The organism is Kribbella sp. NPDC050820 (assembly GCF_040653975.1).
Lineage (GTDB): Bacteria > Actinomycetota > Actinomycetes > Propionibacteriales > Kribbellaceae > Kribbella.
In genome coordinates this window covers 64,748-91,115 of record NZ_JBFAHB010000037.1, presented here as the reverse complement: position 1 = coordinate 91,115, position 26,368 = coordinate 64,748, and the positions used below count along the sequence as shown (strand labels likewise).

The window sequence follows — 26,368 nt, the reverse complement described above, 5'->3', positions numbered from 1 at the left end:
CCGCTGGCGGTTCGACGATCCTGGCGTCGATCCCCCCGACCAGTGCCTGTGCAGACGACTTCAGTCATGTGTGCAGACGACTACGAACATTGACAGCTGCTCCTGGTCTTCATGTAAGGCGTCAGCTGCGGAGTTGTAGTCGTCTGCCGCGCGAACCTCGAGGCACGCGTTGTGGTGATAGAGAGCCCTCTCCACCAGGGCCAGCTCGTACGTGCCGTTCAGCAAGTGCTGTAGCTCCACGAACGCCGTGCGGCACTCACCCGAGGCGTACGCCTCGACGACCGGTCCGACCTCCTCCAGCTCGAGCACCACTCGGTGTACGACGCGCGCCAGCGCCGGGTCGTCGCTCTGGATCGAGTCGATCAGGAGTCGACCGGCAGCGATGACGCCGAACAGGGCCTCTGACTTCCGCTCCCATGCCCGGGCCTCGTAGGCGAGGCCGGACTCGTGCTTCCGCTGCTCGCGACCGGATCGGTATGTGACCAACAGCCCACCGAGGGCGACAGCCCCGGACGAGACGACCGACACAAGCGCGACGTGATCAGCCATGAGTCAGTGCGCTGCGTTGTATGCGTCGCGGATCCGGCTCGGGATGCGGCCGCGGTCGGCGACCTCGTATCCGTTCGCGCGTGCCCAGGCTTTGATCTGGCGAGCATCCGGCTCGGTTGCTCGGCGCCTGCGGGCACCACGGGATGGCTTCACCGGCCGTGCTGCTGCGACGTACGCGGCGAGCGTTTTGCGCAGTGCGGCCGCATTCCTGCCGTGTAGGTCGATCTCGTACGACGTCCCGTCGATCGCGAACAACACGGTTTCACCCTTGCCAGCGGGGATCTCCTTGCCATCCAGGTCATCGATGAGCTGGACCTCGGTGCGCTGGGCCATGGCAGATGCTCCTGACGGGGTTCGTGGATGTTGCACACAGCATCGGACAAGACGAGCCTCGAGGCGATCAGACGCGCGAGCGGGTGGTCCCCGGGCGGCTTCCTGACGTCAACCACGATGACCCGACTGAGCGGCAACCGACATCCGGCGTACCGCGCGAGCCTCGGCAGATCCACCTTCCGCCGTACGGCTGGGCGTGTCGCACGCGCGATCGGGCCGCCTGCGGGCGGGTTCTGCTTAGCTGGTCCGGCCCGGTTGTCGGTGGTGAGGGCTAGCCTCGCGATGCGGGTTGCTGGGGGCAGCTAGCTAGCGAGCGGAATGCCACACAACCCACGGAAGGTAGAAATGAGCGACGAAGTCATCTGGGGAGAGGCCAGGGTGACGCACCCCGACTGGTCTGGGACCGCGCAACTCGACCAACGCATGACCGGCCCGGACGCTCTGCTGGAAGAGGTCGTCGGCCTCGATCCGGCGAAGTGGCTAGTGATCGGCCTCGACTTCGGCGGCGGGGAGTCAGGCCACGACCTCAAGGTCATCGCAGTGGACCGTGATCAGGTCCCGGACGACAGCGACATCTTCCCGAAGATCGTTTGATTCACGACGTCGACCCGTACGACGTACTGCGAAGGATCACGCACTACTTCGAGCTGCGTCTTCGACACCGCGGTACCGATGACCTCCCAATCCGGATCGTCGCCCTGGCCGACGTTCCCGAACAGGCCTGACTGAGCATGGTCGAGATCATCGCCCTGGCGATCTCCGTGTTCGCGCTGATCGCATCCGGACTGTCCTGGCGCGCCACCCACCAGCAGGCCGTCGAAGCACGACGGTCCCGCGAACTGATGGAGGAACAGCACCACCACCAGTCGAAGCCGGACATGCGCCTGACGATCGGGGATCCCCCTGAGCAGGGCTGGATCCCCGTCGAGCTGTGGTGCCCGGTCGGGTTCGACTCAGCCACGCTCAGCTTGCCGCGGGAGTACGTCAACGAGATGTTCGCCGGCTTCGGTCCCGGGCCGGACGACCCGGATCGCCAGGAGTACAGCCCGACGTTCGAGTTCCCAGCCACCGTGGCCGGCACCACCGTCAGATGCGGCCTATGGGTTTACCAAGCCAGCGAAGTCGTCGGGCGCCCGATCCGGCTGCTGTGCGAGATCCGGTCCAACGGCCGACCGTGGAACTACACCATCGACCACACCTTTCCCAACCCAGGGGCGGAATTCGCGAGGGCGATCATGCACCGGCCGGGTCGCTAGCCGCCGGCAGATTCCGCAGAATCACCGCGGCCAGCCGTACGACGGACCTCATCAGCTTCCTCGCTCCGAATCGCTCACGGGAATAACCATTTCCGCAAGCTATCCGGCCGCACCGACAAGTTGGGGTTCACCAGCCGCCAGAGTCCGTCGGGGCTGGTTCGCTCCTCAGAATCCAGTGGTCCCGAGGTCGAGTTCGTCGGGGCCGCGGAGCAGGTCGGCCGCGCCCGCCGCGAGCCGCGGGAAGGTCACCGGTTTGACCACCGGCCAGCTCACGCCGTCGATGGTGACCGTGCAGCGGATCTGAACGGTGAGGCCGTTGGCACGGCGGGGGTCGCCGGTCCAGATCCCCTTGACGGCGGCGGTGCCGGCCTCGACGGCGCCCAGCGAGACCGACCTGCCGTAGGTGAAGACCTGTTCGTCCGGGCTCGCACCGAGGCCGGCGATGGCCTTCTCGTCGTACCCGGCGGCCAGCGTGAGCTCGCCTGCGTCGATGTCCCGGTCGCAGCTGAACCGGAGCGCGTAGCCCCCGAACTCGTCCCGTTCCTTACCCAGCTCCAAGACGACGTTCGGGGTCGGCGTTGTTGGACGAGACACCCATGAAGGTGGGACACGGCAGGCCACCGATCATCATGTCGCGAACCGTCGATGGTGCCTCTTAGGCTGGTGGGGCCGGGTTCCTGCGCCAACAGGACCCGGCCCGCGGTGAGGCGGCTACGTCAGCAGTCGTCGCGCCAGTGGTGCAGCAGAGAGCAGAGGGCCAGGATCACGCGCACAGCGGTCCACAAACCGCGCAGTGTCCTGGCCCTCTCGCCGTCAGGGGGATGATCGGTCCGTTCGGGCATGGTGTTGACCTCCGGTTGGGTCGGGCTCGACGGGATGCGAGCCGTGTAGACACCAGTCTGAGCAACGACAACGACAATCCCCGCCGACACACTCCCGTGCAGGCACCACGTGGCGGCGTGAAAGTGCAAGAACGTCACGCCACGTGCACAAATATCGGACGCCTGAGCCGGGGCTGGCGCTTGCGGTTCGAGAGGGCCCGGCGCCGAAGAAGAGCTCCAGTAGTTCTTATACAGGTCGTCGACGTCGGAGATCGTCGCCCGCGGCGGCGAGCGCAGGCTGTTGGTCGCGGGCGTCAATGGGTCGTGATCCCGTCCTGCTCGAGGCCGCGCAGCGACCGGGCAATGCTGAGCAGGGCGAAGGACTGCACGAGCGCGATGCGCTGGTTGAAGTCGATCTCGCCGTGCCCGATCCAGTTCAGTGTTTCGTTGATGTCACCCTGCCCATCCGGGAGCAGGGATTCGGCCAGGCCAAGGTACGGGTCGGGTTTCGTCATCGCACCAGGATCGGTTGCCGATGCCGGCGGAATCACGAAGGCTCGCCCGGCACCGCCGACCAGGCCGGTGGGCAGGACCACACTGGTCTCGTCGACCGCGTGCTGCACGGTCCCGTCGGCTGGCGGGTGAGCGGGCAGTTGTTACGCCTGGCGGCCGATCAGCGCGGCCAGCCAGGCTGGCAGCCGCACCGGCTCGCCGACGACCTGTGCGCGGAGTTCCCTGGCATGCGTGGGTTCTCCGGCCGCAACCTCCAGTACATGGCTTCGGCCGCACGAGCATGGCCAGGACCAATCGCGCAGCAGCCGGCTGCGCAATTGCCCTGGGGCCACATCATGGTCCTGCTCGACCGCCTGGACGACCAGGCCGAACGGGACTGGTACGCCGCCGCGGCCGCCGAGCACGGCTGGACCCGCAACGTCCTGCTCAACCAGATCAAGAACCAGCTCCACCAAGCGCGAGGGCGCCGCACCGTCCAACTTCCAGCTCGGCTCCCGCAGTCGGACTCAGAGCTCGCACAGGCGCTCACCCGTGACCCCTACGTCTTCGACTTCCTCGGCATCACCGCAGCCGCCACGGAACGCGACCTCGAGCAACGCCTCATCGACAGCCTGCAGCGGACCCTATCCGAGTTCGGATGCGGGTTCAGCTTCGTCGGCCGCCAGGTCCACTTCGACGTCGACGGCCAGGACGTCTACCTCGACCTGCTGTTCTTCCACACCGAGCAACTGCGGTACGTGTTCGTCGAACTCAAGATCGGACCCTTCGAGCCCCAGTACACCGGCCAGCTCGGCTTCTACGTGTCGGTGGTCGAGGACCAGCTGCGGCGGCCGCACCGGCATGCACCGACCGTCGGCATCCTGCTCTGCGCGGACGCAACGATCGCGTCGTGCGGTACGCCCTCGCCGGCACCGCACACCCGATCGCCGTCGCCGACTACACCTTCGCCAATCGACCCCGGGTTCAGCCCGGATCGCTGCCCACAGCCACCGAGCTCGCGGACGTCGTAGACACCGTCCTGCTCTCCGACACCGTCGACATCGCCTTGACCAAGGGAGACGACTAAGCAGCCGGGCACGGCTGCTGCCGTGAGCGCTCGTCGGCAGCCGGGTTCCAATGGAGGCAAAGAGCTAACGGAGCAGAAACCCTCCGCCGTTCAATTCGCGGGTGACGGGTGTGCCGAGGCCGCGAGGCGCAAGGCGACAGACCAGCCGTGGGCGGACGGGAGGAATCGGCGGGCTTGAGGGGAATGTCGCCGGCATCTGCCAGAGTGCAGCAGTGATTACAAACCCGCACCAGCACCTCTACGCTGAGTTCACGCCGAGCGGCGACCGGGGCAGCTTCCCGGCCGGTTCCACCCCGGTCATCGCTTGGAATGACGAGGGCGCCGCAATGGTGGCGCACCCCAAGACAGGATCGCTCTCCCTCGCCGCGGCGTATCCGAACTTCGACGGCCTCACTTGGGCCGCACTGGCGGTTCAAGCAGCCTTCCCGGCACCGCCGGGATACACCGTCACCGATATCGACGAAACACCCTTGCCGGTGGTCGGGTTCGCCGTGGTGACAGGCGACCGTGGCGTGCACCCCCTCTTCATCAACAAGGTCGGCGACGTTCTCCTCGAGCCCGACGTTGTGGTCACCCCACCAGCCACGGTGGAGCAGCCGGTACGGAACTGAGTCAGTCGAGCGGACCATCCTGCCCGCAGGGTCTTTTGAATATCCGCAGGCAGAAGGAAGGGATCGAGCGTTGAAGTTCGTCGACACAGGCCTTGATGGGCCTGACCATTCGCTGGAGCGTTGGCTGTTGCCCTTGCTGCCGGATGCCGAACTGTTCGCGGCGCAGAGCGGGTTCTTCTCGCTGGCCGGGTGGAATCTGATCGCCGCCGAGGTCGAGAAGCTCCTGGAACGCGGCGGCGAGGTTCATCTGGTTGTAGGCGGACGACCAGATCAGACAGATCCCCAAGGTCTGCGGGCAGCGCTCGACCTTCTCGTCCGATACCCCGACCGGACCAGCCTCATCGCGGTCGACGACCAGGTCGCGATGCACACCGCCAAGGCGTACTTCGTCCGCGTCGCCGGTGGAGACCAGTACGCCTGGGTCGGGTCGGCGAACCTGACCGGCCGAGGGATGAAGGTGAACTACCAGGCCGGGATCCAGCTCGGCCCCGGCGACGACAACGAGCACCTGCAACGCGTGCTGGAAAGCGTCCTGGCCTGGCGAACGTCCGGCCCTGCAGTGAAGGTCGATGGGCGCTACATCCGCGAGCTGTGGCCCGCGGCCCGGGCCGGTGTCTTCACCTCTGCTCCGCGGCCGCCGCGACGGATAGGCGACCTGATCGAGGGAACCCTGGACGTCGTCGAGGCGATGGATAGCAGTCCTGAGATGGAACGTGGCCACCGGCTCGGCCTGCCGACCGGCATCGCCGACCTCGACCTGCTGCTGTCTGGGCTTCAGCCTGGGCAGCTCACCATCGTGGGCGGGATCGAAGCGGTCGGTAAGACCGCGCTGCTGCTGGAGTTCGTCCGGGCGTCCTGCGCAATCGGTAGCCCGGCTGGCTATTTGACCCTGCAGGCCACGATTCACGAGATCAACACCAAGCTGCTGGCCGCGGCCGGCCGGATTCCGCTTCACCATGTCCGGGGCGGCTTTATGACCGACGACGACTGGCGATCGATCGCCCAGTCGATCCCCGACACGGCGCAGTGGCCGCTCTATCTCGCCTCGCACCCTGCACTCACCCTGGACCAGTTGCTGCTCCAGATCGAGGACCTCGCTGGCCGCGGCGTGAAGCTGGTCGCCGTCGATATGCCGACGCAGGTCACTGTGCCGGGGATGGAGAACCGCGAACGCGAACTGGCGCTGATCTCGGCCGCCTTGAAGACCATCGCGATGCAACTCGAGATCGCGGTGGTAGGTGCCTGGCCGCTCGGCCGTGGCCCGCATCAGCGCAGCGACAAGCGCCCGATGCTGCAGGACCTGCGGGGATCCGGCCAGGTCGAACACGACGCCGACGTCGTCATGCTCCTGCACCGCATGGAGATGTTCGAGTACGAACCACTGCACCCTGGCGAAGTCGACATCATCGTCGCGAAGCACCGCAACGGTCCGTTGGCCGACGTGTTCGCGCGATTCCTGCCCCACTACGGCAAGTTCCTCGACCATCCGCCGCCGTACTGATGCGCGTCGGCCCGACTCGGCGGCAGGGCCGCGGGATCTGTCGGCGTCGTGGATCACACTGCTGTTCATGAGCAACGACAGGCTTGCGTTCGACGCAGCAACAGAGAAGCGGGACACGTTCGGGGTCGCCGAGGCGGCGGTCTCCATCGGCACCGCCGTAGCGGCCGGCGGTGTGAAGATCGCCTCGGACATCATCAAGGATCGCGGTGAGACGCTGCGCGAGCGGATTCGCCAAGACGGCACGACGGACCGTGCCTGGCTCGGGAAGCCGGACCCCGAATGATCACCGGGGCCTCTCGCCGCCGCGACTACCCAGTCGCGCTCGCCGCCGGCCCGGAACACGGCGACCGTGGCATCGTCGACGCGGTCGCGTGGCTGATGACGCAGGCCAAGACGGTCGGCGGCCGCCCGCTGGTGTACGCGCCGCAGAAGAGCACCGTCTGGGACCACGCCATCCTGGGCGAGTTCGTGAACCAGCCCGGCATCGTGCTCGGGACATGGAAGGCGGGTACGACGTCCGGCTGGGGCGGCGGACCCGTGCTCGCGGCGTGGCCGGACCGAGTCAAGCTCGGCGAGATCGCCGACGACCCCCGGACGCGGGCGCTGGTAGTTGTTCCCTGGGCGAAGGGCGAGATCGACGCGTGGATCGCCGCCGTCGATCCGCAGCGACTGGGGCCCGCGCCAGCGGCTGCAGCCCGACCGGATCTTGACCCCGTGGTGGTTCAGGGGCTGACAGCATTGACGGGCATGGTCAACCACGCCAACAACCTGGCCGGATCACTCGACCGCCGCGACGCGGTCGCGGTCCTTCGTGCCCTGAAGCGCGCCGGCTACCGGCTCCCACCGGACGATGTTCTCGGCTGGGCGATGAGCCACGGCTGGCCGGCCCGCGGCGCCGAGCGCCTTCGTGAACTCGCGGCCGCGTTCGAGGCCGGCCGGCGGCCGCAGATGAAGGGCCCGAACCCGCTCCGGGCAGACATCATCGCCACCTGGCGAGCGAAGGCCGCCACGGACGGCACCGAGAACTAAAATCGAACCGTCACCACAAGGGTCCGGCCGACGTACGGCGTCGCTGCCAGTTGGCTGGCTCTGGGCGCGTCTAGGCGTCAAAGGGCGCACGGTCAGGCTCGGGTTAGACCTTCGACTTCGCGTTATGGTCGGAGGGAATCAGCCCGGACCAGTTAGTGTCGCGTCGAACGTGATCTGCCCGCGGGAACTCGCTCAAGCCAGCAGCAGCCGCCACCGGGTGATGGCGTCCTCGCGGGCTTCGCCTAGCAGCGCCCACACCTCGTGATCCGGGGCGGTAAGTACCTCGTCGAGCGCCCGCAGCCGCTTCCGGTCGCTGCCCTTGAGCGAGTCGCGGGTAGCGATCGGGTCGGTGATCAGGGAGGCCAGGAACGCTGCGTCGTAGGCGTGGCGGTCTCGATCGCGGCTGTCCGCCCGGTACGCCGCGCCCTTCAGGATCAGCGCGCCGAGTGGTGACGGGACCGGTACGTCGACCGTGCGGCCGGCCTTGGTGACCTCGATCAGTACGGCGCGTTCGAGGGCCTGGCGGCCGCCGTCGATTTTCATCGTGGTCTTGGGCGGGATGGTGGTCGGCCTCCATCTCGGTGGCGCGTGATCGGGCGCGAGCACGTCGACGACGGCCTGGTCGGCCGGTCGTATGAAGCGGTGGAGCAGACCGCGTTCGTTGGACTCGAGCGGCTCGAACCCGAGCCGGAGCACGGCGCGCACGCACTCCCCCACCGCGCCGCTGGAGGTGAGCAGGTCGGCCAGCATGTCGATGTCCTTGCTGGCGCGGGTCGCGACCCGGCGGGCGGCCAGCCCGTGCAGCATCACCATCTGGCCACCGACCAGCACCCAGCCGTTCGGGTCGAGGTCCTCGGCGAGGTCCAGTACGGCGTCCCACAGCGAGTCCAGGTCGGTGGTCAGGGCGGGCAGGACGCAGCTGCCGAGCCGCGGCGGGTTCGTCATCGGGTCGCCTTCAGTAGCTGGTCCAGCAGGTCCCGGCCGGCTCTCGCGGTCCGGGGTTCGGTCGCATCGAGCAGGTCGGCCGCCACGACCGCGGCGGGCATCGCGTCCCGGCCGTCGAGCAACTGCAGCCCGCCTTCTGGTGTGCGGAGTACGACGTTCGGGTTCTGGGTGGTGAGGCTGATGCCGTACCGCGCGATCAGCTCCGGGCGAAGTGCCGGGCCGCAGTACACGTCGACGAGCTCGCCAGTGGTGACCAGGTCGGCTCCTGCATCGGCGGCCGCGCTGACTCCTGTCCGTACGACGCCCTTGGTCTCGGTGAGGCGGTGCAGGTAATCCGGCAGGATGCGCCCGGTCTCTACCTGGGCCCGCTTGCGTGCGGCGATCGCCAACTGGTCGGCGTTGATGAGTTCCAACTTCGCGCGCAGGCGCCAGGTCTCGATCGCGGTGAGCCAGTCAACCTCGAGCCCGGACAGGTGCCACAGCGCCGCCCATGCCTTCGCTGGGGTCCACGGGCGTCCCCTGCTCGGGCGGTGCGAGGCACGTTGCCGCACCGAGTTTTCGTCGACAGCCAAGACCCGCTCCCCCACCCGCTCGGCGGCGAGCTCGCCGACGCTGACGAGGCGGCGGACCTCCTGCTCGGAGATCTTCAGCATCCGGGCGGCCTGCTGCACCGTGAGCGTCACGACCCCTCCAACAAAATACAGGCGGTAGCACAGTATTTATGTAGGGTATCATAAATGCTGCGCTACCGCGCTATTTATGCAATCGGGCCAGCTGCACCCGGTCCTAGCGGTGGTTCGCCCGGTGGCCGGTGAATGAGCCGCATCCTGAGGCGCCCGGGTGTGACGGTCGCGAACCGTGCCGTGTGGCCGCGCCGTTGCCAACTCGGAGAAGGGCCAGCGCGAGGTGACCCGCGATCACCGTACCGCCCCGAGCCCGGATAGAAGTCGCGATGCCGAGGTTGACAGCGTGCCGTCCGGCGCAGCACCTACCCAGTCCGAAGCGTCACAGTGGCGCCGTCTGGAGGGGGCGACGACCGAAAACATGCAAGTCGTGTTATAAAGTGAAGTGTCAAGCCGCCGCAGCGGCGTCTGACTGAAGCAGAATAGGCGTGATTGATGAGCGAACTGCAGCTGTCTCGGTGGAGTGTGGAACGCTTCGGCGCTGCTGCGGCTGACCTGACGCGCGCAGTCCCGGCGGCGATCCAGCGCGCCCATGAGCTCGCCCTGGACGCTCACGTCGCGAGCGAAGTCAGCACGAACGACGTCTACGGTTCCGCGCTATGGGTGAACCAGCATGAGCAGTTGGTCGAGTACACCCGGGAGATCCCGGGTATCGACGCCCGTCGCCCTGCCGGGATGCACAGTCGCTTCAGCTTGGTCGTGGTCAACGACACCAAGGTCGTCTTGTACATGTGGCGGTTCGCGACCGACCACAAGACGAGCTACCGGACCGCGAAGATGCGCCCGCCGATCTCCGACCTGCGCCGCAGCCTGCTCACGCTGACGCCGCACGTGTACGACGACGGTGCCGGTCAACTGCCGTTCGACGGGGTGGAGATCGATGCGGAAGCGGCCGAGGCCGCACGGGCTGAGGAAGAGGCCGTGCTCAGGGAGCTGGAGGCTCTCGGCCGGGTCGTTACGGTCGGCTTTGCAAGCAACCCGGCCGGGCTGATCGAACTCGGCTGGGGCGACTGCGAACTCCTCGATGACCACGGCTACGTCCGGTGGACGCACTGGGAGACGCTGCCGCGGGCCGGCCGGTTCGGTGAAGGTGAGGACGGCAACGGCCAGTGGGTGCCGCGCCGGCCGGGCGGCGGACCGGCACCGGCGCGGTTCGACGCGGACGCGACGTTGGACGACGACTTTGGCCTGAGGGCCCGGTCGCCGCTCGACGTGCCACCGATCAGCGAGCCGGAGCGCGACCGGCCTGACAGTGGAAGTGGTGACGAGTCGCTGTGACCGACACGTCGAACACTGGGACTGAGCAGCTGCAGCTGCTCAGCGCAGACGCGACGACGGCCACCGCGGTGGCCGGGGCCGGGTTCGACTCGGCCCGGTTGACGCAGGCGCGTCGTCTGGCGGGCCTGACGAAGAAGGCGGTCGCCGACCAGCTCGGCGTGTCGCCGGTGGCGGTCGGCCAGTGGGAGGCGGGCACGCATCCGCCGCGCCCCGATCACATCGTCGGGCTCGCCGAGGCGCTCGATGTCCCCGCCGCGTTCCTGGCGGCCGGAAGACCCTATGCGCGGCTGGAGGCGTCGTCGGCGCATTTCCGGAGCCTGCGGCGAACCCCGGCGATCCAACGCGCCAAGGCGATCGCGTTCACCGAACAGGTATGGGAGCTGACGTACGCGCTGGAGAAGAGGATCCAGCTGCCCCCGGTCGACCTGCCGGGCTTCAGCGCCGGTGAGATCGCCACAGATGCCATGCCCTCCGATCCGGCGCGTGCAGCGCAGGAGCTGCGACGGCGATGGGACCTCGGCACGGGACGGATTCCGCAGCTGGTCCGGACAATGGAGCACCACGGCCTGATCGTGACGCTCGCGCCGTTCGCCGGCGCCGCGACCGCCACGGTGGATGCCTTCTCTACTTCCCACCTCCCCCGGCCGATGGTCGCCCTGACGCCGGACCGAGCCGATGATGTCTACCGCCACCGATTCACCGCGGCCCATGAGCTCGGGCACCTGGTCCTGCACGGCGACACCGTTCCCGGGGACACCCAGCAAGAAAAGGAAGCCGACCAGTTCGCAGCCGAACTGCTGACCCCGGCGGCCGTGATCACCCCCCTGTTGCCGGCCCGCATGGACTTCAAGGCCCTCGATCGCCTCAGCAAAGAGTGGGGTGTCGCCGTCGAATCCCTCGTCTACCGCTGCCGTGAGGTTGGCAAGATCTCTGAACCGGCGTACCGCCGCGCTTTCCAGCGGCTGGCCCAGCTCCGCAAGCTCAACCTGTTCCAGCCCGAACCGGTGGCCAAGTATCCGGGCGAGAACCCGCTGTTGCTGCGACGTGCCTTCGAGCTCGCTGAAAAGAACGGGCTGACTCTCCCGCAGCTCGCCGATGAGCTGAAGGTCAAGCTGCCTCGCTTGCGGCTTCTCCTTGGTGTCGAAGACCCGAGGCCGCGTCTGAGGCTGGTGTAGTGGATGCGCCGCCTGTCCCTACTCCTCAGGATGCTGGTCAGTGCTCGGCGGGTAGTGGGTCCAGTAGTTCAGGTCCGTTGTTCTTGACGTTGTTCACGAGCTTCGACACCGCGTACATGTCGAGGCTCCCGTCGACCGGCGGCGCCATCAGGCCGCGGAGCTGTTCGATGTCGTGGTTGCGGGGGTCGAGCCAGTCGGCCCAGTTGTCGGGCGTGATGGCCATCGGCATCCGATCGTGGATCCGGCCGACGCTGTCGGTCGCCGTGGTTGTGATGATTGTGTACGTCGGGACGACCCGGTTCGGGTCGTCGTCGGGAAGCGACTTGTCGTACCAGACCTCGTACAACCCGGCCAACGCCAGCGTCGACGATCCGTCGCTCGGCCGGAGCGCGAAGGGCTGCTTGAGCTTCTTGCCTGACTTGCCGACCTCATCTGTCTCCAGCCATTCGTAGAACGCGTCGACCGGGATCAGCGCACGCTGGGACTTGAAGGCGCGGCGGTATGCCGGCTTCTGATGGACGGTCTCTGCGCGCGCGTTGATCATCCTCGCGCCGTCCTTGATGTCCTTGGCGAACACGGGGAGCAAGCCCCAGCGGAACGCCCGGAGCTCACGCACCGGATCCACGTCGTCGCTCGCGTCCTCTGTCAGGCGGGCGATCACCACGGGGTTGTCCTTTGTCGGGGTCACGTTGAAGTCCTGGCCGCGCAACTCGTCGGCGTTCTTCTCGTCCACGACGAACCGCTCAAGCAGCTCGGCCCGGCTCGCGACAGAGGCATAACGTCCACACATAGCGCCCAGCCTGCCACGTCCCACTGACACTCCCGAACAGTCAACCCAAGGGCGGCTAGCTTTCTTTTCGATCATGTGTTCGACTAGGAGTGTGGATCGGTTTTCTGCGCAGCGCACCCTCGACGGCTGGGTCGTTGTCGACCTGGCGAGTGCGGCGTGCACGCCGGACGACCTCGAGCAGACCGACGCGGAGAGCCTCGCCGGCGAGCTGAATGCCCGGGTCGCGGCTGGGCACCACATCGACGCCGTGCGCTGGGAACTCCCCCGCCCGGTCCAGGCCGCGACCTGGCGGCGAGCCGGGACGATCGATGTCTGGCTCTACGACAAGAACTCCACCCAGTGGGTCGCCCGGGTCACCGACGATACCGGCCGGGTCGAGTGGTGCCCCGGCAGCGACCTGCGACCCCTCCAACCAAGCACGGAGCGACCGGACGAGGCCGGTCAGGTACACACCGAACGGTTGGCCGGCTGATGACTGGCGCCCCAGAGGTCCGACTCAAGGGCGGCCCGAGGAGCGGGGAGGGATTTACCGCAGCCGACTTCCGGATGCAGATCCTCGCAGCCCTCCGAATGGGGCGGCGTACACCAGAAGGCCCGGGCTGGGCGCTGGGTTATCGACCGTCCGGGAACGGTTCGGAGTGGATCTGGGCCGACGGTGCTGTGTGCCACTCCCCCGCCCAGTTCGACCCCGAACTGCTCCGCCCCTACGGGGCACACCTTCGCGACGCCGCGGCCGCGGGGCTGGCCGAGGCCAGCTGAGCATCGTTTGGATGGATACCGGGTGCTGTAGGCAACCATCGGAACCCGCAGGGGAGCACGTAATGGCAGCGAAGTCGACCCGCAACACGGAGTGGACACCGGACGAGGTCCAGCAGCTGCGCGACCTCGCCGACACGAACACCCCGGTCGGCGTGATGAGCCTGAAACTCGGGCGGACTGAAGACTCCATCCGATCCAAGGCTTCGGCTGAAGGGATCTCGCTGTCGCCGCCGAACCGGCCGCCGTACGCGACATGAGCTGATCGGGGGCATCCTGGTGCGGTGGACCGTGAATGGCGGTGTGGGAAGTGCGTTGGGGCCGAGTGGGTCCCGGAGCACCACCGGCACTGCCCTCACCGCCGCCCCAGGTTGAAGGTCAAACGGATCGTGATTGTTGTCTGGCCACCGTTCGGCGGCTGGCGGCCCACGGAGCGGGGATGAGCTCCGCCGGTCGCCGCGCCAAGGGCGAACCGGTCAGAATCCCGGCCGGCCTGACCGGTCCGGTCGACGTCGCGCTCGCTCGGTCCGTCGAGACCATCCCTGGCCCGGACGCGCTCCCGGGCGGCACGCGATTCGAGCCAAAATTTGACGGTTACCGTCTGGTCATCGTCCGCAGTGGCGACAGTGCGAGGCTGTGGACTCGGAACCGCAACGACATCACCGACAGGTTCCCCGACATCGAGGCCGCCGCAACCCAGCAAATCCCCGACGGTGGCGTGGTCGACGGCGAGCTCGTGGTCCTCGGAGCCGATGGCCGGCTCAGCTTCGACGCCCTGCAGCAGCGTCTCGTCACCAGCCCTGCGAAGGCACGGGCACGGGCCGCGGAGCTTCCCGCGACGTACGTCGCGTTCGACTTGCTCGCAGCCAACGGCGTCGATCTGCGCACCCAGCGCTGGACCGTACGACGCCAGAGGCTCGAACAGCTCGCCGCCTGGGCGCCTCCGCTGCAGCTGACACCGGTCACCAGCGACCCGGCCGAGGCACGTGAGTGGTACGACGTATTGCCTGCGGCGATGGGCATCGAAGGCCTCGTGGCGAAGGGAGCCGCAACCCGCTACACCCCTGGCCGCAGGGACGCGTGGGCCAAGATCAAGCATCGGGAGACCCGTGAGGTCCTGGTCGGCGGCGTCCTCGGACCAATTACCCGGCCGGAGGTCGTGATCGCTGGCCTCTACCGCGACGGTGAGCTGGTGATCGTCGGCCGGACCGTTCCGCTCAGCTGGGCCCAGTCCGAGCAGCTGGCCGCCGTACTCTCCCCCGCCGGCCCGGATCACCCATGGCCTGACGAGATCTCGTCCCAGCGCTGGGGTGGTCGCGACTCCAAGAAGCCGCTGACCAAGGTCGACCCGACTGTCGTCGTAGAAGTCAGTGCCGACGCGGCTACCCAGGCGGGACAGGCCCGTCACTCCATGCGCTACGTGCGGATCCGCGCGGACCTGACCCCCGCTGACCTTGAGCCACTCGACACCTAGACGTTGCTGACACACCGCGGCCTGGTTGCCCGATACAACGAGCGGGGAGGGATGCGGGATGTGTGAGCGCTGCAGGCGTCTGCTGGCGTTGCTGCGGATGATTGAACGCCCGGCAGCACCGTTCGGTGCGCTTGGTGACGATGCCGCATTGGATGCGTGGTTCGGTCGACGTTCACCACTGTTAGGTGCAACAGCCGGACAGGACCAGACGTGCGCTGAGACCGCGGCGCTCGCCACCGGACTCCGGGCGTCAGCGGCGGCCGAACAGGTCGCGGAGCATCTGACGGAACTCCGCCAGCACTTTCAGCCCGGCCTCGCGTTGTGCCTTCGTCCTGTTCGGAAGAACGGTGGACACTGCGATATAGGCGATCGTGCCGGCAAAGATCAGAAGGAACAGGAACAGCCCTACACCGACCCAGCCGCCAGCGGTCACCACGGCTCTTCCCGTAGTGCAAGGCCCGAAATCCGGGCATGCGTCGTACGCTGCATGATGAAACCTCGCGCTCTGACAGTGATGGTTTCCTGGGCAGGTCCCTCGCTCCAACGGGGGACCTGCTCGTCCTATCGGGTAATCGACCCTTGGCGTCCTGCGATGAAGTTCCGTACCTACCGCCGTTCTACTGGGCATAGTTGGGAAGTCAATCCGGGCTAGCCGGTTAGTGTCGCGTCGACCGGCCCCCACCGCCCTCGTACTGCACTGTAAGGCTGAAGAACCCTTGTGTCCGCTCCATCACGCAACGTGAGGAATGCATCATGGATGCCGCACACCAGTTGCGTCTCGTTCATGATCTGGATCACCCCAGGCGCTTGAACCCGTTTCGGTGGACGTCCCGACTGCGTTGCCCACACCCGCGCGCTCCGCGCATCGTGGAGAGGTGGACACCGATGCCGCGGTGGTTGAGCTGTATGGGCTGGCGCCCGAGCAGTTCATTGCTGCCCGCAACGGGCTCGCGAAGGCGGTGCGCGCCAGCGGCGACGAGCAGACCGCCGCGGCGATCATGGCTCTGCGCAAGCCCACGGTTTCGGCGTGGCTGGCCAACCAGCTTGTCCGCACCGATCCAGACGGAATCCACGCCCTGACCGAGCTGGGCGAGCAGCTGCGCGAGACGTATCTGTCGGCCGACAGCACCCGCCGGCGCGAACTGACCCGGCAGCGCCACGACCTGGTCGCGCAGCTCGTGAAGATCGCCCGGGACCGGGCCGCCGACGGCCGTCGCATCACTGTGCAGACCGCAGAGCGGCTGACCGAGACCCTTGACGCCGCTCTGGTCGACCCCGGCGCCTCGCAGCTATTGCGGACCGGTCAGCTGACCAGTGCACTGCGCCATGTCGGGTTCGGCGTCGTGGACGAGAACGGCGACCCAGCGCAGCTCGCACCGGTCCGGCCCCGCGTCGTACGACGTTCCCAGCCGACGACGACTCGCAAAGCCACGACCAAGAAGACCACGAAGCCCACTGAGCGCCGTGCAGCTCCAGTCTCTCGCCGACCTGAGGTCGATCGAACCCTGGAACTACGGGTGGCCCAGCAGAAACGCCTCGACGCAGCCGAAGCCGACTACACCGCCGCGACGGAAGAACGCGACCAGGCCGAGCAGCTCCTCGACGCACAACAGCACCGCATCGCCGACCTCGAGGCCGACCTCATCCGACTCAACGACGAGCTCGAACAGACCCGGCAGACACTGCGCGAAGCCCGCAAACAACTCCCCCGTCTGCAGCGTGCATTCACCCAGGCCTCACGCAACACCGCCGCGGTCCAGAGCCGTCGAGACGGCGAGCACCGGCGGCTCCGCGCACTCGATGGCTGAGCCTCACAACGATGACCCGCCGCGTCGCCGCAGCGGCCTTGCCACCACTCGATCACGCCGCGCCTGTCGTGCACGGCGGACCATCTCGATGTGGTCAGGGTCGAACCACCACTGCCCGTCCTGGAAGAGCGCCGACAACTTCTCCTCGGCAGCCATCTGGGCCACGTAAATGGCGGTGAGCCCCAACCGCTCCGCGGCCTCCTTCGTGCTGAGGTAACCGGGCGGCCCCGCAGGGCGACGGATCGGCGGCGGAGCCGGCGCGGCCAAGATGGCCGCCACGTCAGCCGGGTAGACCATCGACTTAGTGCCCGGAACGAGCGGCAGGTGACCCCCAGCCATGAGTTCGAGAGTGGCCTTAACCGAGCGCTCCAGCATGAGGGCGGCCTCTTTCACCGGGATCGGCTCACCCTTGTCGCGAAGCGCCTCGACTTCCGACAGCAGCAGCGGCCGCCCGTTGTTCGGCGGGCCGTGCCTAGGCAGCCGTCCAAGAGTGATGAACCGGTGCACCTGCGCGGGCTTCTTGCCCAGGACAACAGCACCCTGTGCGATCGAGATCCGGGGGTCGTCGACCATGCGCGGTTGCCCGAGCAGCGGATCAACCGGCAGGTCGCCAGGATCCTCGTGCTGCTCGGTCGCCATGCCCCAAGCCTCGCATTCGGCCGGCCGTACCGGCGTGTGGCGAAACGCCGCAGGTTCTGCTAGACGTACCCCCACAACGACTCGAGACCCCGCGTATACGCGGGGCCTCGGGCCGACCTCGTGATCGCAGCCAGACCGGTCAGGTGTAGGTTCCCTCGCTGGTCTTCCGATTGGCAGTCGTCTGGCCTGGGAAGTTCCCTGGCGCTCTGCCGTGCGTGAGGTGCGGGGTTACCAGGTTAGGTTGCCAATTCTGTGCGTCGTGGGCTCCAGCGGTCCGCTTGGGGCGTGGGTGGCGGGTGTTGGTCGAGGACGTAGCGGACGGCGTCGATGGTGGTGTGCAAGCGTCGCGCCGCGTCGCGGGGTGTGAGCTGTTGTTCGCGGACGAGGTGGTGCAGCCGGGGGATGTCGATGAGCTTCGGGTCGGGGCCTGGGAGGTGAAGGCCGTCGAGTAGCTCAGTGGGTGGGTGCCAGGTGAGCGGTTCGTCGGTGATGCCGTGGCGGCGGAGGAAGTCGCGTCCGTGTGCGTCGAGGGCGCCGATGAGGCCGGGGGTCAGCTTGGTGGTGTTGTGGCTGGCCAATTGGGCACGCTGCTGGGGGGTGGTGATTGCGAAGTCGGGTGGTGCGTGGTCCGCGGGCGTTGCCGTGAGCCGCTCGAACAGCCACTGCTGTGCCCATCGCCGGCGTTGGCTGGTGTGTGGTCTGATGCCGAGCGGCCGGCGTACTTGGTCCCAGCAGGGTTCTGGGAGCAGTTCGCGGTAGTCGAGGTGTCGCCGGCGCGCGTAGTTGATGGGGGCCCGTGCTCGGAGGTGTCTGGCCAGGCGTGCCAGTGCGGTGGTGATGTCGGGCCAATCGGGGTGGCGTTCGAGGCTGTGGAGCAGGCGCACGACGTGCGGTGACGGCAGAATTCCGCCGTAGTGCGTGATGGCGGTGTCCGGCGTGCCGCCGCCGTGTTGAGTGATCAGCGCGAGGGTGAGCACGTGGGCGAGCTGCTGTGCCGTCTGCTGGTGGTGGCGCTTGGTGGGCGAGAGCCGAATGGCCCATTCGGGCCAGAGCAGCGCGGGGACTCGCGTGATGTCGATGATTGTGTTGCCGTGGCCGGTGGGAGCCGGTGGCGCGAGGCTGGCGTGCTGAACAGCGCGGAGAACGGGACTCGCGTCAGTGAGCGGTACCCGTTCGGCCGCAACTGTTCCGTTCGGTTGCCGCCGCGGACGGAACAGCCATCGCAGCGCTTGACCAGCTTGGTGATGGTCCGGCTCGCGCAGGGCGATAGTCGCTGCGGTGACCGCGACTGCAGCGAGCGCGGCGCGGCCAGGAGCGCCGAATCCGGGCCGGACGTTGGAGATGGTGGGATCGCCGCGGCGGTGTGGTCGGGCTCGAGTGTGCTGGAACTCGGCAATGATGTCGACCGGCAGCACAGAGCGGAGATCGTCGGGGGTCGTTTCGGTGAGGATCTTCTTGCCCAGGGTGCGCAGGTCGGTCAACGCGACCGCAGCGGGTTGCGGATCGGTCTGATAGACCCCGAAGCGCGCGGAAGCTGCCTGAATGAGGCTGTTGATCGTCTCCTGCGCGGATAGGACCGGGTGGTCGTGCGTCAGGGACAGGACAGGGACGTGGGTGAGGTCGGCTCCGCAACGGCGCGCGTTGCGACCGATCGCGCCTTGGCCGGTTTGAGCGCAGTGTCCGGGTTGGGGGATGAACCGGAACGGGTGTGCGGCGAGGCGTTGCGGCCGGTCGCAGGCGGAGCAGGTGTCGGCGAGCAGGCACTGATGAAGCGTGCAGGCGAACGCCCACCCCAGGCGCCAGAACAGCGGCCAGCGGCCGTCGTTCTCGCGCAAGCAGGACGGGCAGAACCGTGATCCTTTGGCCCGGCTCCACAGCCGGTGACGGACCACCCGCCGGCCGGTGCTGTCGAGCTGGATGGCGATACCGTCGTAGCGGGCGAGGGTCAAGGCATGAATCATCACGGGGTCAAGCTCGCATGCCGCGGCGAGAGCCGCGGCCTCGGCGTCGCCGACCGCGATCGTCCAGTTCGGAGGGCTGGCGCGCTGCGGACGAGTCGGGCGGTGCCGGGTGTGTCCGCTTCTGGTGGCCAGGCCGACGGTCTGGATCAGATCGCCGAACGGGGCGCGGTGACGTGCGGCCAGCGCTTCCAGCCACGAGTCCAGCGCTTCCCCAGGCTGGGGCGGGACACGCAGTGGCAGCGTCCGGTGGCCGGTCATGACCCGGCGTGGGCGGGTGCGCGCAAGGAACGAGCTTGCGGGGTCAGGCGGCCGGAGTCCAGAGCAGCCTGGAGCGGGGCTCGGGCGTTCTCGGCGCCTTCGTCGATCTTTACGGTGTCAAGCAGTTCGACGCTGAGGGTTTCCTCGCCCCGGCGGACCGCGCGTTGCGCGCCTCGGTTGATCAGGGTCATCAGCGAGCCGATGTGCCCGGTGGTTCGGGCGAACAGGTAGCCGGACAGCTCATCGGCCACCACGCCGGGTTGCAGCCGGGCCAGCACAAGGTTGCGTTCGATGCCCAGCAGCAGAGCGCGCCAAGCGGCCCGGCTGGTGTCGTCGGCGATGCGGAACGGGTGCAGGGTCAGCCGGGTCCAGCGGCGCGCGGTTTGGGCCATCGCCTGCTCGGAGCTGGTCATGCCTTCGGACATCAGGCCGCGTTCCCGCAGGGACACCCCGACGAACAGGAACGTCACGGGGAACTCGTTGGCCAGCCACTTGAGGTGGTTGCTGACCTCCAGGCCATCGCGGCTGCGGACGTCGAGGAAGTGCACGTCGTCGACCACGACCAGGCGGGTGCGGCAGGACACGATGCAGTCCAGTGCCTGGGCGGCGAGCTGGGCGGTGGTGGAGCTGGAGTAGCGGCCGGCCGAGGGGTGCCCGTAGAAGGTCAGGATGGCTTGGTTGAGCGCCTTGATGGTGGTGTTCGCGCCCAACCCGACGCGGCAGACCGGCAGATGTTCATGTCCGTCTGCGGTGTAGCGGCCGAACGCGGCGACTTCGCGGCGGTGGAACTCGCGGGCGAACGTCAACGCGATCGTGGTCTTGCCCAGTCCGGGAAAGGCGTCGATCGCGGCGGCGCCTTTGACCTTGTCCCCGTCGTGGGCGTTGCTGTCCAGGATGTCCCAGAGATCTTCGTGGATGTCGGCCATCTGCGGGGTGCGCAGCGGGCCGATGTTGGCGTGCCAGATTCGCCGCTGCCGGTCGTAATCGGCCCTGGCCTGCTCGGACAGCCGGCCCAGCGCGGTCATATCGAGTCGGTCGGGCGGAGTGCGGGCGATGGCATCGGCCAGCGCGATCCACCCTTCCTTGCGGGAGGGAACCGCATCGTCCAAAGTGGCCCCACTTGGCGCGGTCATTCCATCATCTCCAAGGCGTCGGCGTAGAAGTCGTCCAGCTCAATGACGTCGCCGTCGGTGTCGAGGTCATCATCAGAGTCGTCGTCGGAGTCGTCGTCTCCGCCGTCTTGTTCGGGCGGTGCGGCTTGGACAGGCGGGGTGTCCAGCTGCTGAGCGAGCAGGACGCTGCGTGCCGACACCAGGCCGTCGGCGCCGGTTTCCTCAGCGTCCTCTACAGGTTGGTGGCGGGCGGCTCGTTCGGCAGCCAGCCGCAGCGCGATGCGCCGTTCGGTGCGGTTGCCGACCAGACCGACGTTCCAGGCCGACAGCAGGTCGTGCAGCGCGGCGGTGACGTCGGGAACGCCGTCGCGGCTGGTGGCCACGGCTTTTGCATAGGCCAGCGCGTCAGCACTCAACGGCAGGGCGAGGTCGGCGGCGTGTTCCCAGACGAGAGTGTGCCAGCGACCGTCGTCGGGGTCGTGAAAGTAGATGCGAGACAGGTCGTCGGGGTCGACCGCGAACGGCCACTTGCCGCCTTTGCGGGAACCGTAGAAGTTGCCACGGGGCTTGTGGCCGCTGGTGCGGTCGGCGTACTTGCCCACGATCGGGCCGCTGTAGCGCAGCCCGTCGATCTCCACCCCGTAGTGCTGGATAGTGCGCCACCGCAGCGGCAGCAACTGCAGCGCCAGCCGGGCATCGCGGGGAACCTCGATCCGCCCAGCCCGGGCGACACCGTGCGCATACCGCTGCACCGGGCTCATCCGCAAACCAGGCAGCCTGGGGTCGACCAGCGACTCGTGCGGCCGACGGTGATACACGGCCCCGACCCATTCGCGGATGATCGCCTCCAGCTCGCCGAGGTAGAAGAACGCGTCGTCCTCGACATCAGCGCCGCGGCTGAACACGTCCGGGCCTTTGTAGCCGGGCAGCATCTCCAGCAGGCCCTCCCGCAGCGTGCGGAAGAACCGTTCGACCGCGGCCTTGTCCGTCGGCGTGTAAGGCCGCGCCGGCTGGATAGAGATCCCCAGCCGGGCGCAGGCGCTGGTGACGTGCTCGGAGACGTAGACCTTGCCGTGGTCGACCACGATGCTGTCCGGCAGCAGGCCCGGCCCCGAGAACAGCGGCCCCTCGGCGCGGTCGACGTCCACCACGACCGCGGCGGGCAGCCCGTGGTAGGGCCAGGCGGCCTGCGCCGGCCAGCCAGCGGGCAGGGCTCGGGGGTGCACGATCTCGAACAGCACCGACGCGACGTCCACGCTCTTCGTCGATACCGGCGACAGCCGCAACCCCAGGATGCACCGCGTGTACAGGTCCATCGCGATCGTCAGCTCGACCTGAACCCAGCGCAGGGTGACCGGCTCCAGCGCGAACACGTCCAGCCGCGTGGTGTCCAACAGCACGTACTCGCCAGGCCGACTGGCACGCAGCCGTCCGTAGGAGACGGTAGGCCGGTTGGCGATCGAGCGGCGGGACTTCGCACTCGCCCCGAAGCTGCCCCGGCCGCGGCTGAGCTCGTCCACCGCCCGATAGGCAGCCCCGCCGCGCGGAACCGGCACGGTCCCGGCCCCGAACTGCCGCTCCAGCAGCCCCTCAATGCGCCGCAACGTCAACCTTTTGGTCACATTCGACTCGCCGACCTGCTCGTTCAGCACCGCGTGGCAGGCATCCACCCACCGCGGATCAACGTTGGCCAGCGGCGGGCGGTGCCGGCTGGCCGTCAGGTTCACCAGGCCGGCCTCGCCGCACTGCTGGTAATCGCGGACCCAGGCGCGGATGGTGCGATCGGAGACGCCGAGCTCTGCGGCCTTGGCCCGATACCGCTGCATCAGCGGGAGACCGGGAGCGAACTCCGGCCGCGGCTCGCCTTCGACAGCCAGATCAGGGGTGCCGGACCGGTAGCCAGTCAGCACCTCACGCACATGGCCCGCTCGCCGCAGCGCCTCCTTGCGGTCGGCGTCGTCGACCGCGAGCAGCACCCCAACCGGATCTCCGCCGCCGGCTCCAGACCCGGCCTCGGCCGTGCCGTCATCGGCCAGCGCCGGGCCGCTGGCGGGGTTGAGGAGGTCGACCACCCGGACGCGGATCGCCCGCCCGGTAGGGTCGGTGACCACCACCTCGTCGGCATCCAACGCGATGACCTGGCAGAGCTGGCCGTCCCGGCCGACCAGGCTGCCGATGCGCACACTCACCCGCGCCATGCCGCACCCACCTTCCCGCCTGGTGTGATCACCGACGTCTCGGACAACGGCTCATCTAGGCCGACCTGCAACCGCCCGGACCACAGCAGGTGCAGCAGATGCGCCCGTCCCCGGTCCCGATCCCCGGCCAGGCCGGTCGCGGCGTGCGCGACCTGGCTCCAGGTGGCAGGCGCGGTCAGCGAGTTGGTGATCGCGTCCAGTACCGCAGACTGGAACTGCCAGGCCCGGCGGTAGCCGGCCAAGAACCGCACGTTGGCCAGCAGCGTCGCTTCCGGTTCACTGGCCACCTGGAACCGCCAGCCCTGTGCCTCGACAACCCGGCGTGCCCAACCGAACGTGAACGCCACCGCCGCGTCCGCCAGCCGACGGGCGGGTTTGACGTCCACCACTGTCACCGCGCCGTCGGCAGCGATCGTCAAGAAGTCCGGCACATGCCGGCGCTGCCGGCCCTCTACGATCGCGGTCAGCTGGAACGGCTGCGAAATGATCGCCCGAAGCCCCGGCTCGCGGTCAGCCAGCAGCAGCCAGGCCAGCTCCAGCCGCGACTCATACCCGACATGGCCGCCAGTGACCGCCGACCAGTACAACCCCGAGTAGTGGGCTTGCCCCTGCCGCCACCGAAACGTCCGCCACGGCTGGCAGCCCTCAAAGCTCACCGCCGCACCCGCGGACAGCAATACCTCGCTCGTGCTCTCCTCGCGGCGCAGGCGCAACACCGCCATCTCGCGCATCAGGTCACCGCCACTACTATCCGTCACGGAACACCACCGTATGCCCCGCCGCCGCTTTGGCCTGTCTGGCGACGTCAAGGCCGTGAATTCCGGGGCTGCTCGTTATGGGACCGATACGTAGTCGTTGGTGTAGGACTTCGCCACGACAATCTTCGCTGCTGCCACCTCGGGGTCGAACTGCTTCAGAACGTTGTACACCGCGTCGGCGCCGTCGGCCCGGATCTTCCCGTCGGTCGAGAACGCCGGCAGCGCCTTCTCGATTGACTGTTGGTAGACGGCCACGTCGCCGGAGGCGAACTCCTCTGGCATTTTCGCGGCGATCTCGGTGGCCGAGTGCTGCCGCATCCATTCCAGTGTGCGCAGGATGGCCCGGGCCAGCTTGCGTGCGGTCTCTGGGTTCTTCGTCACCCATTCCTCGGTGGAGTACAGGACTGAGGCGGGGTAGGTGGACACTCCGAAGTCCTGCTGGACGCCGGCGGCGGTGCGGGTGTCGGACAGGATCTGCACGGTTCCAGCACGTTTCTCGACAACGGAGAAGGCGGGGTCAATCATCACCGCGGCGTCGACCTTGCCGGTCTCCATCGCGGCGACGGCGGTGGAACCGCCGCCGATGCCCTGGACAACGGCGTCGTCTGCTTTCATCCCGTTCTTCACCAGCAGGAATTTGAGGAAGAAGTCGGTGGACGAGCCCGGCGCGGTGACACCGACGTTGGCGCCCTTGAGGTCCTTGATCGAGGTGATCTTGCGGCGGGCCTTGGGCGAGACCGCGAGAACGAGCGACGGGTATCGCAGGATGTTCACGAATGCCTTGACGTCGCGGCGCAGGGCTTGCATCTGGATGGTGTGGTCGTAGTAGCCGCTGACGACGTCGACGCTGCCTCCCTGCAGGGCTTTGAGTGCCTTGGAGCCGCCTTGGAGGTCCTCGATCTTGACCGTCAGGCCTTCGTCGGCGTAGTAGCCGAGTTGCTGGGCCAGGGTTGTGGGCAGGTAGACGAGCAGAGGTTGACCGCCGATCCCGATGGTGAGTTCGTCCTGTCCACCACTTTCGGTGTTGTCGTCGGTGCCGCAGGCAACGAGGCCGGTCACGACGATCGCGGCGATAGCGCCGACGAGAGCGCGGCGCAGCCGGGAGCGGAGTATTGCGCGCATAGGTCCTCCAGGTTGAGGGTCGAGTCAGCTGGTGGGTGTGCCGAGGGCGTCGGGTTTCCACCTCAGCAGGTGGCGCTCGAGTCGGTGGACGACGACGTCGATGATGAGGACAACGGCGGATAGCACCACCATGCCGGCAAACACGCCGGTGGTGTCGAATGTGCCCTCAGCCTGGGAAATCAGGTAGCCGACGCCGCGTGACGAGCCGAGGTACTCGCCGACCACGGCGCCGACGATGGCGAAGCCGACACTGACGTGCAGACTGGAGAAGATCCAGGTCAGCGCGCTGGGCAAGAAGACATGGCGAAGCAGTTGCCTTTCCTTCGCGCCGAGCATCCGGGTGTTGTCGACGATGACCCGGTCGACCTCGCGGACTCCCTGGTAGGTGTTGAAGAAGACGATGAAGAAGACGAGCGTGACGCCGAAGGCGACCTTGGACCAGATGCCGAGGCCGAACCAGAGGAGGAAGATCGGTGCAAGGACGACGCGGGGAAGTGAGTTCAGGACTTTGACGTAGGGGTCGAGGATGTCGGCGAGCAGCCGGACCCGTGCGAGCAGGAAACCGAGCACGAGGCCGAGCAGTGTTCCGACCATGAGCGCGAGGATCGCTTCGGTGAGGGTAACCCGGAGGTGGGCGAGGATCTCGCCGGTGCGGAACAGGTCGACGACGCGCAGTGCGACGTCGGAGGGTTGGCTGAAGAAGAACGGGTCGACGATCGCGGCGCGGGCAAGCCCCTCCCATACGACGATGAGGATGACGGCCAGGCCGATTTGGGCGCTGAGGACGAGGAGTCCTCTGTGCGTCTGCCTGCGGTGCCGGGTGCGGGTTGTCGAGCCTGCTCCCGGATCTGGCACGGAAGGTGTCTGGGGCTGGGCCACGAGGTCAGGCGTCGACGCGTGCGGTGCGTTCATAGGTCTTCATCACCTCTTCGCGAAGGTCGGACCAGATGCGGGCATAGATCTCGGTGAACTCCGGCCGGGTGCGGATGTCCATCAGGTCGCGCGGTCTCGGCAGGTCGATCTCGTATCGGCCGACGATCGTGCTGGCGGGCCCGGCTGACAGCAGGACGACCTCGTCGGACAGCGAGACGGCCTCGTCGAGGTCGTGGGTCACGAAGACGACGGTCTTGCCGGAACCGGTCCACAGCGCGAGCAGTTCGTTCTCCATGATCTGGCGGGTCTGGACATCGAGTGCCCCGAACGGCTCGTCCATCAGCAAGATGCCGGGGTCGACGATCCACGTCTGCGCTACCGCGGTCCGCTTGCGCATGCCGCCGGACAGCTGATGCGGGTAGGACTTCTCGAAGCCCGCCAGACCCACCCGTCGCAGCCAAGCCATCGCCTGGTTCCTGCGTTCGGCGGCTGCGACGCCCCGCAGTTGCAGGCCGAGGGCAACGTTGTCCACAACGGTCATCCACGGCAGCAGCGCATCCGACTGAAACATGTAGCCGGCGGCCTTGTTCAGGCCGCCCAGCATCCTGCCATCGATCTCGACGCTCCCGGCGCTCGGCGTCCGCAGCCCCGCGATCGCATTGAGAATGGTCGATTTCCCGCAGCCGGTCGGGCCTACCACGGACAGGAATCGGCCGCGCGGAATGGTCAGGTCGATGTTGCGGACCGCGGTGTATTCCCCGCCCTCGCGCGTCCGGTAAGCCATCGTGAGGCTGGACAGCGACACGGCAGGTGGTGCGGTTGACCTTTGGCTGGAGATGGTCATTGGGAATCCCTCTCT

General features: G+C 67.7%; 31 protein-coding genes. 15 read left to right on the top strand and 16 right to left on the bottom strand.

Going from position 1 to position 26,368, the window contains the following annotated elements; genetic code table 11:
* Positions 1–60 precede the first annotated feature (60 nt).
* Both AB0H36_RS27940 and AB0H36_RS27935 read right to left on the bottom strand, forming a co-directional pair.
* Positions 61–549 carry a hypothetical protein gene (locus AB0H36_RS27940; protein ID WP_360529624.1) on the bottom strand — a complete coding sequence of 163 codons (489 nt, stop codon included), beginning with the start codon at positions 547–549 and terminating at the stop codon, positions 61–63.
* Positions 550–552: 3 nt separating this feature from the next.
* The gene (locus AB0H36_RS27935) at positions 553–882 is read right to left on the bottom strand and encodes an Lsr2 family protein (RefSeq protein WP_360529621.1); all 330 of its coding nucleotides are present in this window, start codon (positions 880–882) and stop codon (positions 553–555) included.
* A gap of 345 nt (positions 883–1,227) precedes the next feature.
* On the opposite strand from AB0H36_RS27935, the gene AB0H36_RS27930 reads away from it, so the two are divergent.
* From AB0H36_RS27930 to AB0H36_RS27920, 3 genes are read left to right on the top strand one after another with little or no spacing between them, the layout of a single operon-like run.
* The gene (locus AB0H36_RS27930; protein ID WP_360529618.1) at positions 1,228–1,476 is read left to right on the top strand and encodes a hypothetical protein; all 249 of its coding nucleotides are present in this window, start codon (positions 1,228–1,230) and stop codon (positions 1,474–1,476) included.
* A complete protein-coding gene (locus AB0H36_RS27925) occupies positions 1,473–1,607 on the top strand; it encodes a hypothetical protein (RefSeq protein ID WP_360529615.1) in 135 nt (44 codons plus the stop codon). Before AB0H36_RS27930 ends, AB0H36_RS27925 begins: the two co-directional genes overlap by 4 nt.
* A 6-nt stretch (positions 1,608–1,613) precedes the next feature.
* A complete protein-coding gene (locus tag AB0H36_RS27920; RefSeq protein ID WP_360529612.1) occupies positions 1,614–2,138 on the top strand; it encodes a hypothetical protein in 525 nt (174 codons plus the stop codon).
* A 165-nt stretch (positions 2,139–2,303) separates the two neighbouring features.
* Here the strand turns inward: AB0H36_RS27920 and AB0H36_RS27915 are convergent, their stop codons facing one another.
* Together AB0H36_RS27915 and AB0H36_RS27910 are read right to left on the bottom strand one after the other, a co-directional pair.
* A complete protein-coding gene (locus AB0H36_RS27915; RefSeq protein WP_360529609.1) occupies positions 2,304–2,732 on the bottom strand; it encodes a hypothetical protein in 429 nt (142 codons plus the stop codon).
* Positions 2,733–3,273: 541 nt separating this feature from the next.
* Complete coding sequence (locus tag AB0H36_RS27910; RefSeq protein ID WP_360529606.1) at positions 3,274–3,474, bottom strand: hypothetical protein; 201 nt, start codon at positions 3,472–3,474, stop codon at positions 3,274–3,276.
* A 99-nt stretch (positions 3,475–3,573) separates the two neighbouring features.
* On the opposite strand from AB0H36_RS27910, the gene AB0H36_RS27905 reads away from it, so the two are divergent.
* From AB0H36_RS27905 to AB0H36_RS27885, 5 genes are all read left to right on the top strand, one after another.
* Complete coding sequence (locus AB0H36_RS27905; RefSeq protein ID WP_360529603.1) at positions 3,574–4,482, top strand: PDDEXK nuclease domain-containing protein; 909 nt, start codon at positions 3,574–3,576, stop codon at positions 4,480–4,482.
* Between the two features lie 268 nt (positions 4,483–4,750).
* Entirely contained in the window at positions 4,751–5,149 is a 399-nt protein-coding gene (locus AB0H36_RS27900; RefSeq protein ID WP_360529600.1) for a hypothetical protein, read from the top strand.
* A gap of 70 nt (positions 5,150–5,219) precedes the next feature.
* Entirely contained in the window at positions 5,220–6,650 is a 1,431-nt protein-coding gene (locus tag AB0H36_RS27895) for a DnaB-like helicase C-terminal domain-containing protein (protein ID WP_360529597.1), read from the top strand.
* A gap of 67 nt (positions 6,651–6,717) precedes the next feature.
* Positions 6,718–6,933 (top strand): hypothetical protein, encoded by a 216-nt coding sequence (locus AB0H36_RS27890; RefSeq protein ID WP_360529594.1) that lies wholly within the window; start codon positions 6,718–6,720, stop codon positions 6,931–6,933.
* Positions 6,930–7,679: a hypothetical protein gene (locus tag AB0H36_RS27885; RefSeq protein ID WP_360529591.1), complete on the top strand. Its 750-nt coding sequence runs from the start codon at positions 6,930–6,932 to the stop codon at positions 7,677–7,679. The genes AB0H36_RS27890 and AB0H36_RS27885 overlap by 4 nt, the downstream gene beginning before the upstream one ends.
* A gap of 192 nt (positions 7,680–7,871) precedes the next feature.
* Here the strand turns inward: AB0H36_RS27885 and AB0H36_RS27880 are convergent, their stop codons facing one another.
* Both AB0H36_RS27880 and AB0H36_RS27875 read right to left on the bottom strand, forming a co-directional pair.
* Positions 7,872–8,624, bottom strand: a complete 753-nt coding sequence (locus tag AB0H36_RS27880; protein WP_360529588.1) for a nucleotidyl transferase AbiEii/AbiGii toxin family protein — start codon at positions 8,622–8,624, stop codon at positions 7,872–7,874.
* Complete coding sequence (locus tag AB0H36_RS27875) at positions 8,621–9,307, bottom strand: helix-turn-helix domain-containing protein (RefSeq protein ID WP_360529585.1); 687 nt, start codon at positions 9,305–9,307, stop codon at positions 8,621–8,623. Before AB0H36_RS27875 ends, AB0H36_RS27880 begins: the two co-directional genes overlap by 4 nt.
* Positions 9,308–9,742: 435 nt before the next feature.
* On the opposite strand from AB0H36_RS27875, the gene AB0H36_RS27870 reads away from it, so the two are divergent.
* Positions 9,743–10,585 (top strand): hypothetical protein, encoded by an 843-nt coding sequence (locus AB0H36_RS27870; protein ID WP_360529582.1) that lies wholly within the window; start codon positions 9,743–9,745, stop codon positions 10,583–10,585.
* On the top strand, positions 10,582–11,760 hold the full coding sequence (locus AB0H36_RS27865) for an XRE family transcriptional regulator (protein ID WP_360529579.1): 1,179 nt from the start codon (positions 10,582–10,584) through the stop codon (positions 11,758–11,760). The genes AB0H36_RS27870 and AB0H36_RS27865 overlap by 4 nt, the downstream gene beginning before the upstream one ends.
* A 37-nt stretch (positions 11,761–11,797) precedes the next feature.
* On the opposite strand, the gene AB0H36_RS27860 is transcribed toward AB0H36_RS27865, so the two are convergent.
* Positions 11,798–12,550 (bottom strand): SOS response-associated peptidase, encoded by a 753-nt coding sequence (locus AB0H36_RS27860; protein WP_360529576.1) that lies wholly within the window; start codon positions 12,548–12,550, stop codon positions 11,798–11,800.
* Between the two features lie 91 nt (positions 12,551–12,641).
* Here AB0H36_RS27860 and AB0H36_RS27855 point away from each other — a divergent pair, with 91 nt between their 5' ends.
* The 4 genes from AB0H36_RS27855 (at position 12,642) to AB0H36_RS27840 (ending at position 14,780) form a co-directional block, all read left to right on the top strand.
* Complete coding sequence (locus tag AB0H36_RS27855; protein ID WP_360529573.1) at positions 12,642–13,022, top strand: hypothetical protein; 381 nt, start codon at positions 12,642–12,644, stop codon at positions 13,020–13,022.
* Positions 13,022–13,309 (top strand): hypothetical protein, encoded by a 288-nt coding sequence (locus AB0H36_RS27850; protein ID WP_360529570.1) that lies wholly within the window; start codon positions 13,022–13,024, stop codon positions 13,307–13,309. The genes AB0H36_RS27855 and AB0H36_RS27850 overlap by 1 nt, the downstream gene beginning before the upstream one ends.
* A gap of 62 nt (positions 13,310–13,371) precedes the next feature.
* Positions 13,372–13,566 carry a hypothetical protein gene (locus AB0H36_RS27845; RefSeq protein ID WP_360529567.1) on the top strand — a complete coding sequence of 65 codons (195 nt, stop codon included), beginning with the start codon at positions 13,372–13,374 and terminating at the stop codon, positions 13,564–13,566.
* A 179-nt stretch (positions 13,567–13,745) separates the two neighbouring features.
* Positions 13,746–14,780: an ATP-dependent DNA ligase gene (locus AB0H36_RS27840; protein WP_360529564.1), complete on the top strand. Its 1,035-nt coding sequence runs from the start codon at positions 13,746–13,748 to the stop codon at positions 14,778–14,780.
* A 250-nt stretch (positions 14,781–15,030) separates the two neighbouring features.
* Here the strand turns inward: AB0H36_RS27840 and AB0H36_RS27835 are convergent, their stop codons facing one another.
* Positions 15,031–15,213, bottom strand: a complete 183-nt coding sequence (locus AB0H36_RS27835; protein ID WP_360529561.1) for a hypothetical protein — start codon at positions 15,211–15,213, stop codon at positions 15,031–15,033.
* 442 nt (positions 15,214–15,655) lie between these two features.
* Between AB0H36_RS27835 and AB0H36_RS27830 the strand changes: the two genes are divergently transcribed.
* The gene (locus AB0H36_RS27830) at positions 15,656–16,588 is read left to right on the top strand and encodes a hypothetical protein (RefSeq protein ID WP_360529558.1); all 933 of its coding nucleotides are present in this window, start codon (positions 15,656–15,658) and stop codon (positions 16,586–16,588) included.
* A 3-nt stretch (positions 16,589–16,591) separates the two neighbouring features.
* Here the strand turns inward: AB0H36_RS27830 and AB0H36_RS27825 are convergent, their stop codons facing one another.
* The 8 genes from AB0H36_RS27825 to AB0H36_RS27790 all read right to left on the bottom strand — a co-directional run bounded on the left by AB0H36_RS27825 (position 16,592) and on the right by AB0H36_RS27790 (position 26,353).
* Complete coding sequence (locus AB0H36_RS27825; protein WP_360529555.1) at positions 16,592–17,227, bottom strand: hypothetical protein; 636 nt, start codon at positions 17,225–17,227, stop codon at positions 16,592–16,594.
* Positions 17,228–17,463: 236 nt separating this feature from the next.
* On the bottom strand, positions 17,464–19,446 hold the full coding sequence (locus AB0H36_RS27820; protein ID WP_360529552.1) for a TniQ family protein: 1,983 nt from the start codon (positions 19,444–19,446) through the stop codon (positions 17,464–17,466).
* On the bottom strand, positions 19,443–20,579 hold the full coding sequence (locus AB0H36_RS27815) for an ATP-binding protein (protein ID WP_360529549.1): 1,137 nt from the start codon (positions 20,577–20,579) through the stop codon (positions 19,443–19,445). The genes AB0H36_RS27820 and AB0H36_RS27815 overlap by 4 nt, the downstream gene beginning before the upstream one ends.
* Positions 20,576–22,756, bottom strand: coding sequence for a helix-turn-helix domain-containing protein (locus tag AB0H36_RS27810; protein WP_360529546.1), 2,181 nt, complete (start codon positions 22,754–22,756; stop codon positions 20,576–20,578). The genes AB0H36_RS27815 and AB0H36_RS27810 overlap by 4 nt, the downstream gene beginning before the upstream one ends.
* A complete protein-coding gene (locus AB0H36_RS27805; protein ID WP_360529543.1) occupies positions 22,744–23,514 on the bottom strand; it encodes a TnsA-like heteromeric transposase endonuclease subunit in 771 nt (256 codons plus the stop codon). Before AB0H36_RS27805 ends, AB0H36_RS27810 begins: the two co-directional genes overlap by 13 nt.
* A gap of 75 nt (positions 23,515–23,589) precedes the next feature.
* A complete protein-coding gene (locus AB0H36_RS27800; RefSeq protein WP_360529540.1) occupies positions 23,590–24,636 on the bottom strand; it encodes an ABC transporter substrate-binding protein in 1,047 nt (348 codons plus the stop codon).
* Positions 24,637–24,660: 24 nt separating this feature from the next.
* Positions 24,661–25,491 carry an ABC transporter permease gene (locus AB0H36_RS27795; protein WP_360529537.1) on the bottom strand — a complete coding sequence of 277 codons (831 nt, stop codon included), beginning with the start codon at positions 25,489–25,491 and terminating at the stop codon, positions 24,661–24,663.
* 28 nt (positions 25,492–25,519) lie between these two features.
* Positions 25,520–26,353 (bottom strand): ABC transporter ATP-binding protein, encoded by an 834-nt coding sequence (locus AB0H36_RS27790; RefSeq protein ID WP_360529534.1) that lies wholly within the window; start codon positions 26,351–26,353, stop codon positions 25,520–25,522.
* Positions 26,354–26,368: the final 15 nt, after the last annotated feature.

What these genes read in the sequence shown, in the direction of transcription:
- AB0H36_RS27940 (WP_360529624.1), bottom strand. Translation starts at nt 549, where the DNA reads ATGGCTGATCACGTCGCGCTTGTGTCGGTCGTCTCGTCCGGGGCTGTC.
- AB0H36_RS27935 (WP_360529621.1), bottom strand. Translation starts at nt 882, where the DNA reads ATGGCCCAGCGCACCGAGGTCCAGCTCATCGATGACCTGGATGGCAAG.
- AB0H36_RS27930 (WP_360529618.1), top strand. Translation starts at nt 1,228, where the DNA reads ATGAGCGACGAAGTCATCTGGGGAGAGGCCAGGGTGACGCACCCCGAC.
- AB0H36_RS27920 (WP_360529612.1), top strand. Translation starts at nt 1,614, where the DNA reads ATGGTCGAGATCATCGCCCTGGCGATCTCCGTGTTCGCGCTGATCGCA.
- AB0H36_RS27910 (WP_360529606.1), bottom strand. Translation starts at nt 3,474, where the DNA reads ATGACGAAACCCGACCCGTACCTTGGCCTGGCCGAATCCCTGCTCCCG.
- AB0H36_RS27890 (WP_360529594.1), top strand. Translation starts at nt 6,718, where the DNA reads ATGAGCAACGACAGGCTTGCGTTCGACGCAGCAACAGAGAAGCGGGAC.
- AB0H36_RS27885 (WP_360529591.1), top strand. Translation starts at nt 6,930, where the DNA reads ATGATCACCGGGGCCTCTCGCCGCCGCGACTACCCAGTCGCGCTCGCC.
- AB0H36_RS27880 (WP_360529588.1), bottom strand. Translation starts at nt 8,624, where the DNA reads ATGACGAACCCGCCGCGGCTCGGCAGCTGCGTCCTGCCCGCCCTGACC.
- AB0H36_RS27870 (WP_360529582.1), top strand. Translation starts at nt 9,743, where the DNA reads ATGAGCGAACTGCAGCTGTCTCGGTGGAGTGTGGAACGCTTCGGCGCT.
- AB0H36_RS27860 (WP_360529576.1), bottom strand. Translation starts at nt 12,550, where the DNA reads ATGTGTGGACGTTATGCCTCTGTCGCGAGCCGGGCCGAGCTGCTTGAG.
- AB0H36_RS27850 (WP_360529570.1), top strand. Translation starts at nt 13,022, where the DNA reads ATGACTGGCGCCCCAGAGGTCCGACTCAAGGGCGGCCCGAGGAGCGGG.
- AB0H36_RS27845 (WP_360529567.1), top strand. Translation starts at nt 13,372, where the DNA reads ATGGCAGCGAAGTCGACCCGCAACACGGAGTGGACACCGGACGAGGTC.
- AB0H36_RS27840 (WP_360529564.1), top strand. Translation starts at nt 13,746, where the DNA reads ATGAGCTCCGCCGGTCGCCGCGCCAAGGGCGAACCGGTCAGAATCCCG.
- AB0H36_RS27825 (WP_360529555.1), bottom strand. Translation starts at nt 17,227, where the DNA reads ATGGCGACCGAGCAGCACGAGGATCCTGGCGACCTGCCGGTTGATCCG.
- AB0H36_RS27820 (WP_360529552.1), bottom strand. Translation starts at nt 19,446, where the DNA reads ATGACCGGCCACCGGACGCTGCCACTGCGTGTCCCGCCCCAGCCTGGG.
- AB0H36_RS27815 (WP_360529549.1), bottom strand. Translation starts at nt 20,579, where the DNA reads ATGACCGCGCCAAGTGGGGCCACTTTGGACGATGCGGTTCCCTCCCGC.
- AB0H36_RS27810 (WP_360529546.1), bottom strand. Translation starts at nt 22,756, where the DNA reads ATGGCGCGGGTGAGTGTGCGCATCGGCAGCCTGGTCGGCCGGGACGGC.
- AB0H36_RS27800 (WP_360529540.1), bottom strand. Translation starts at nt 24,636, where the DNA reads ATGCGCGCAATACTCCGCTCCCGGCTGCGCCGCGCTCTCGTCGGCGCT.
- AB0H36_RS27790 (WP_360529534.1), bottom strand. Translation starts at nt 26,353, where the DNA reads ATGACCATCTCCAGCCAAAGGTCAACCGCACCACCTGCCGTGTCGCTG.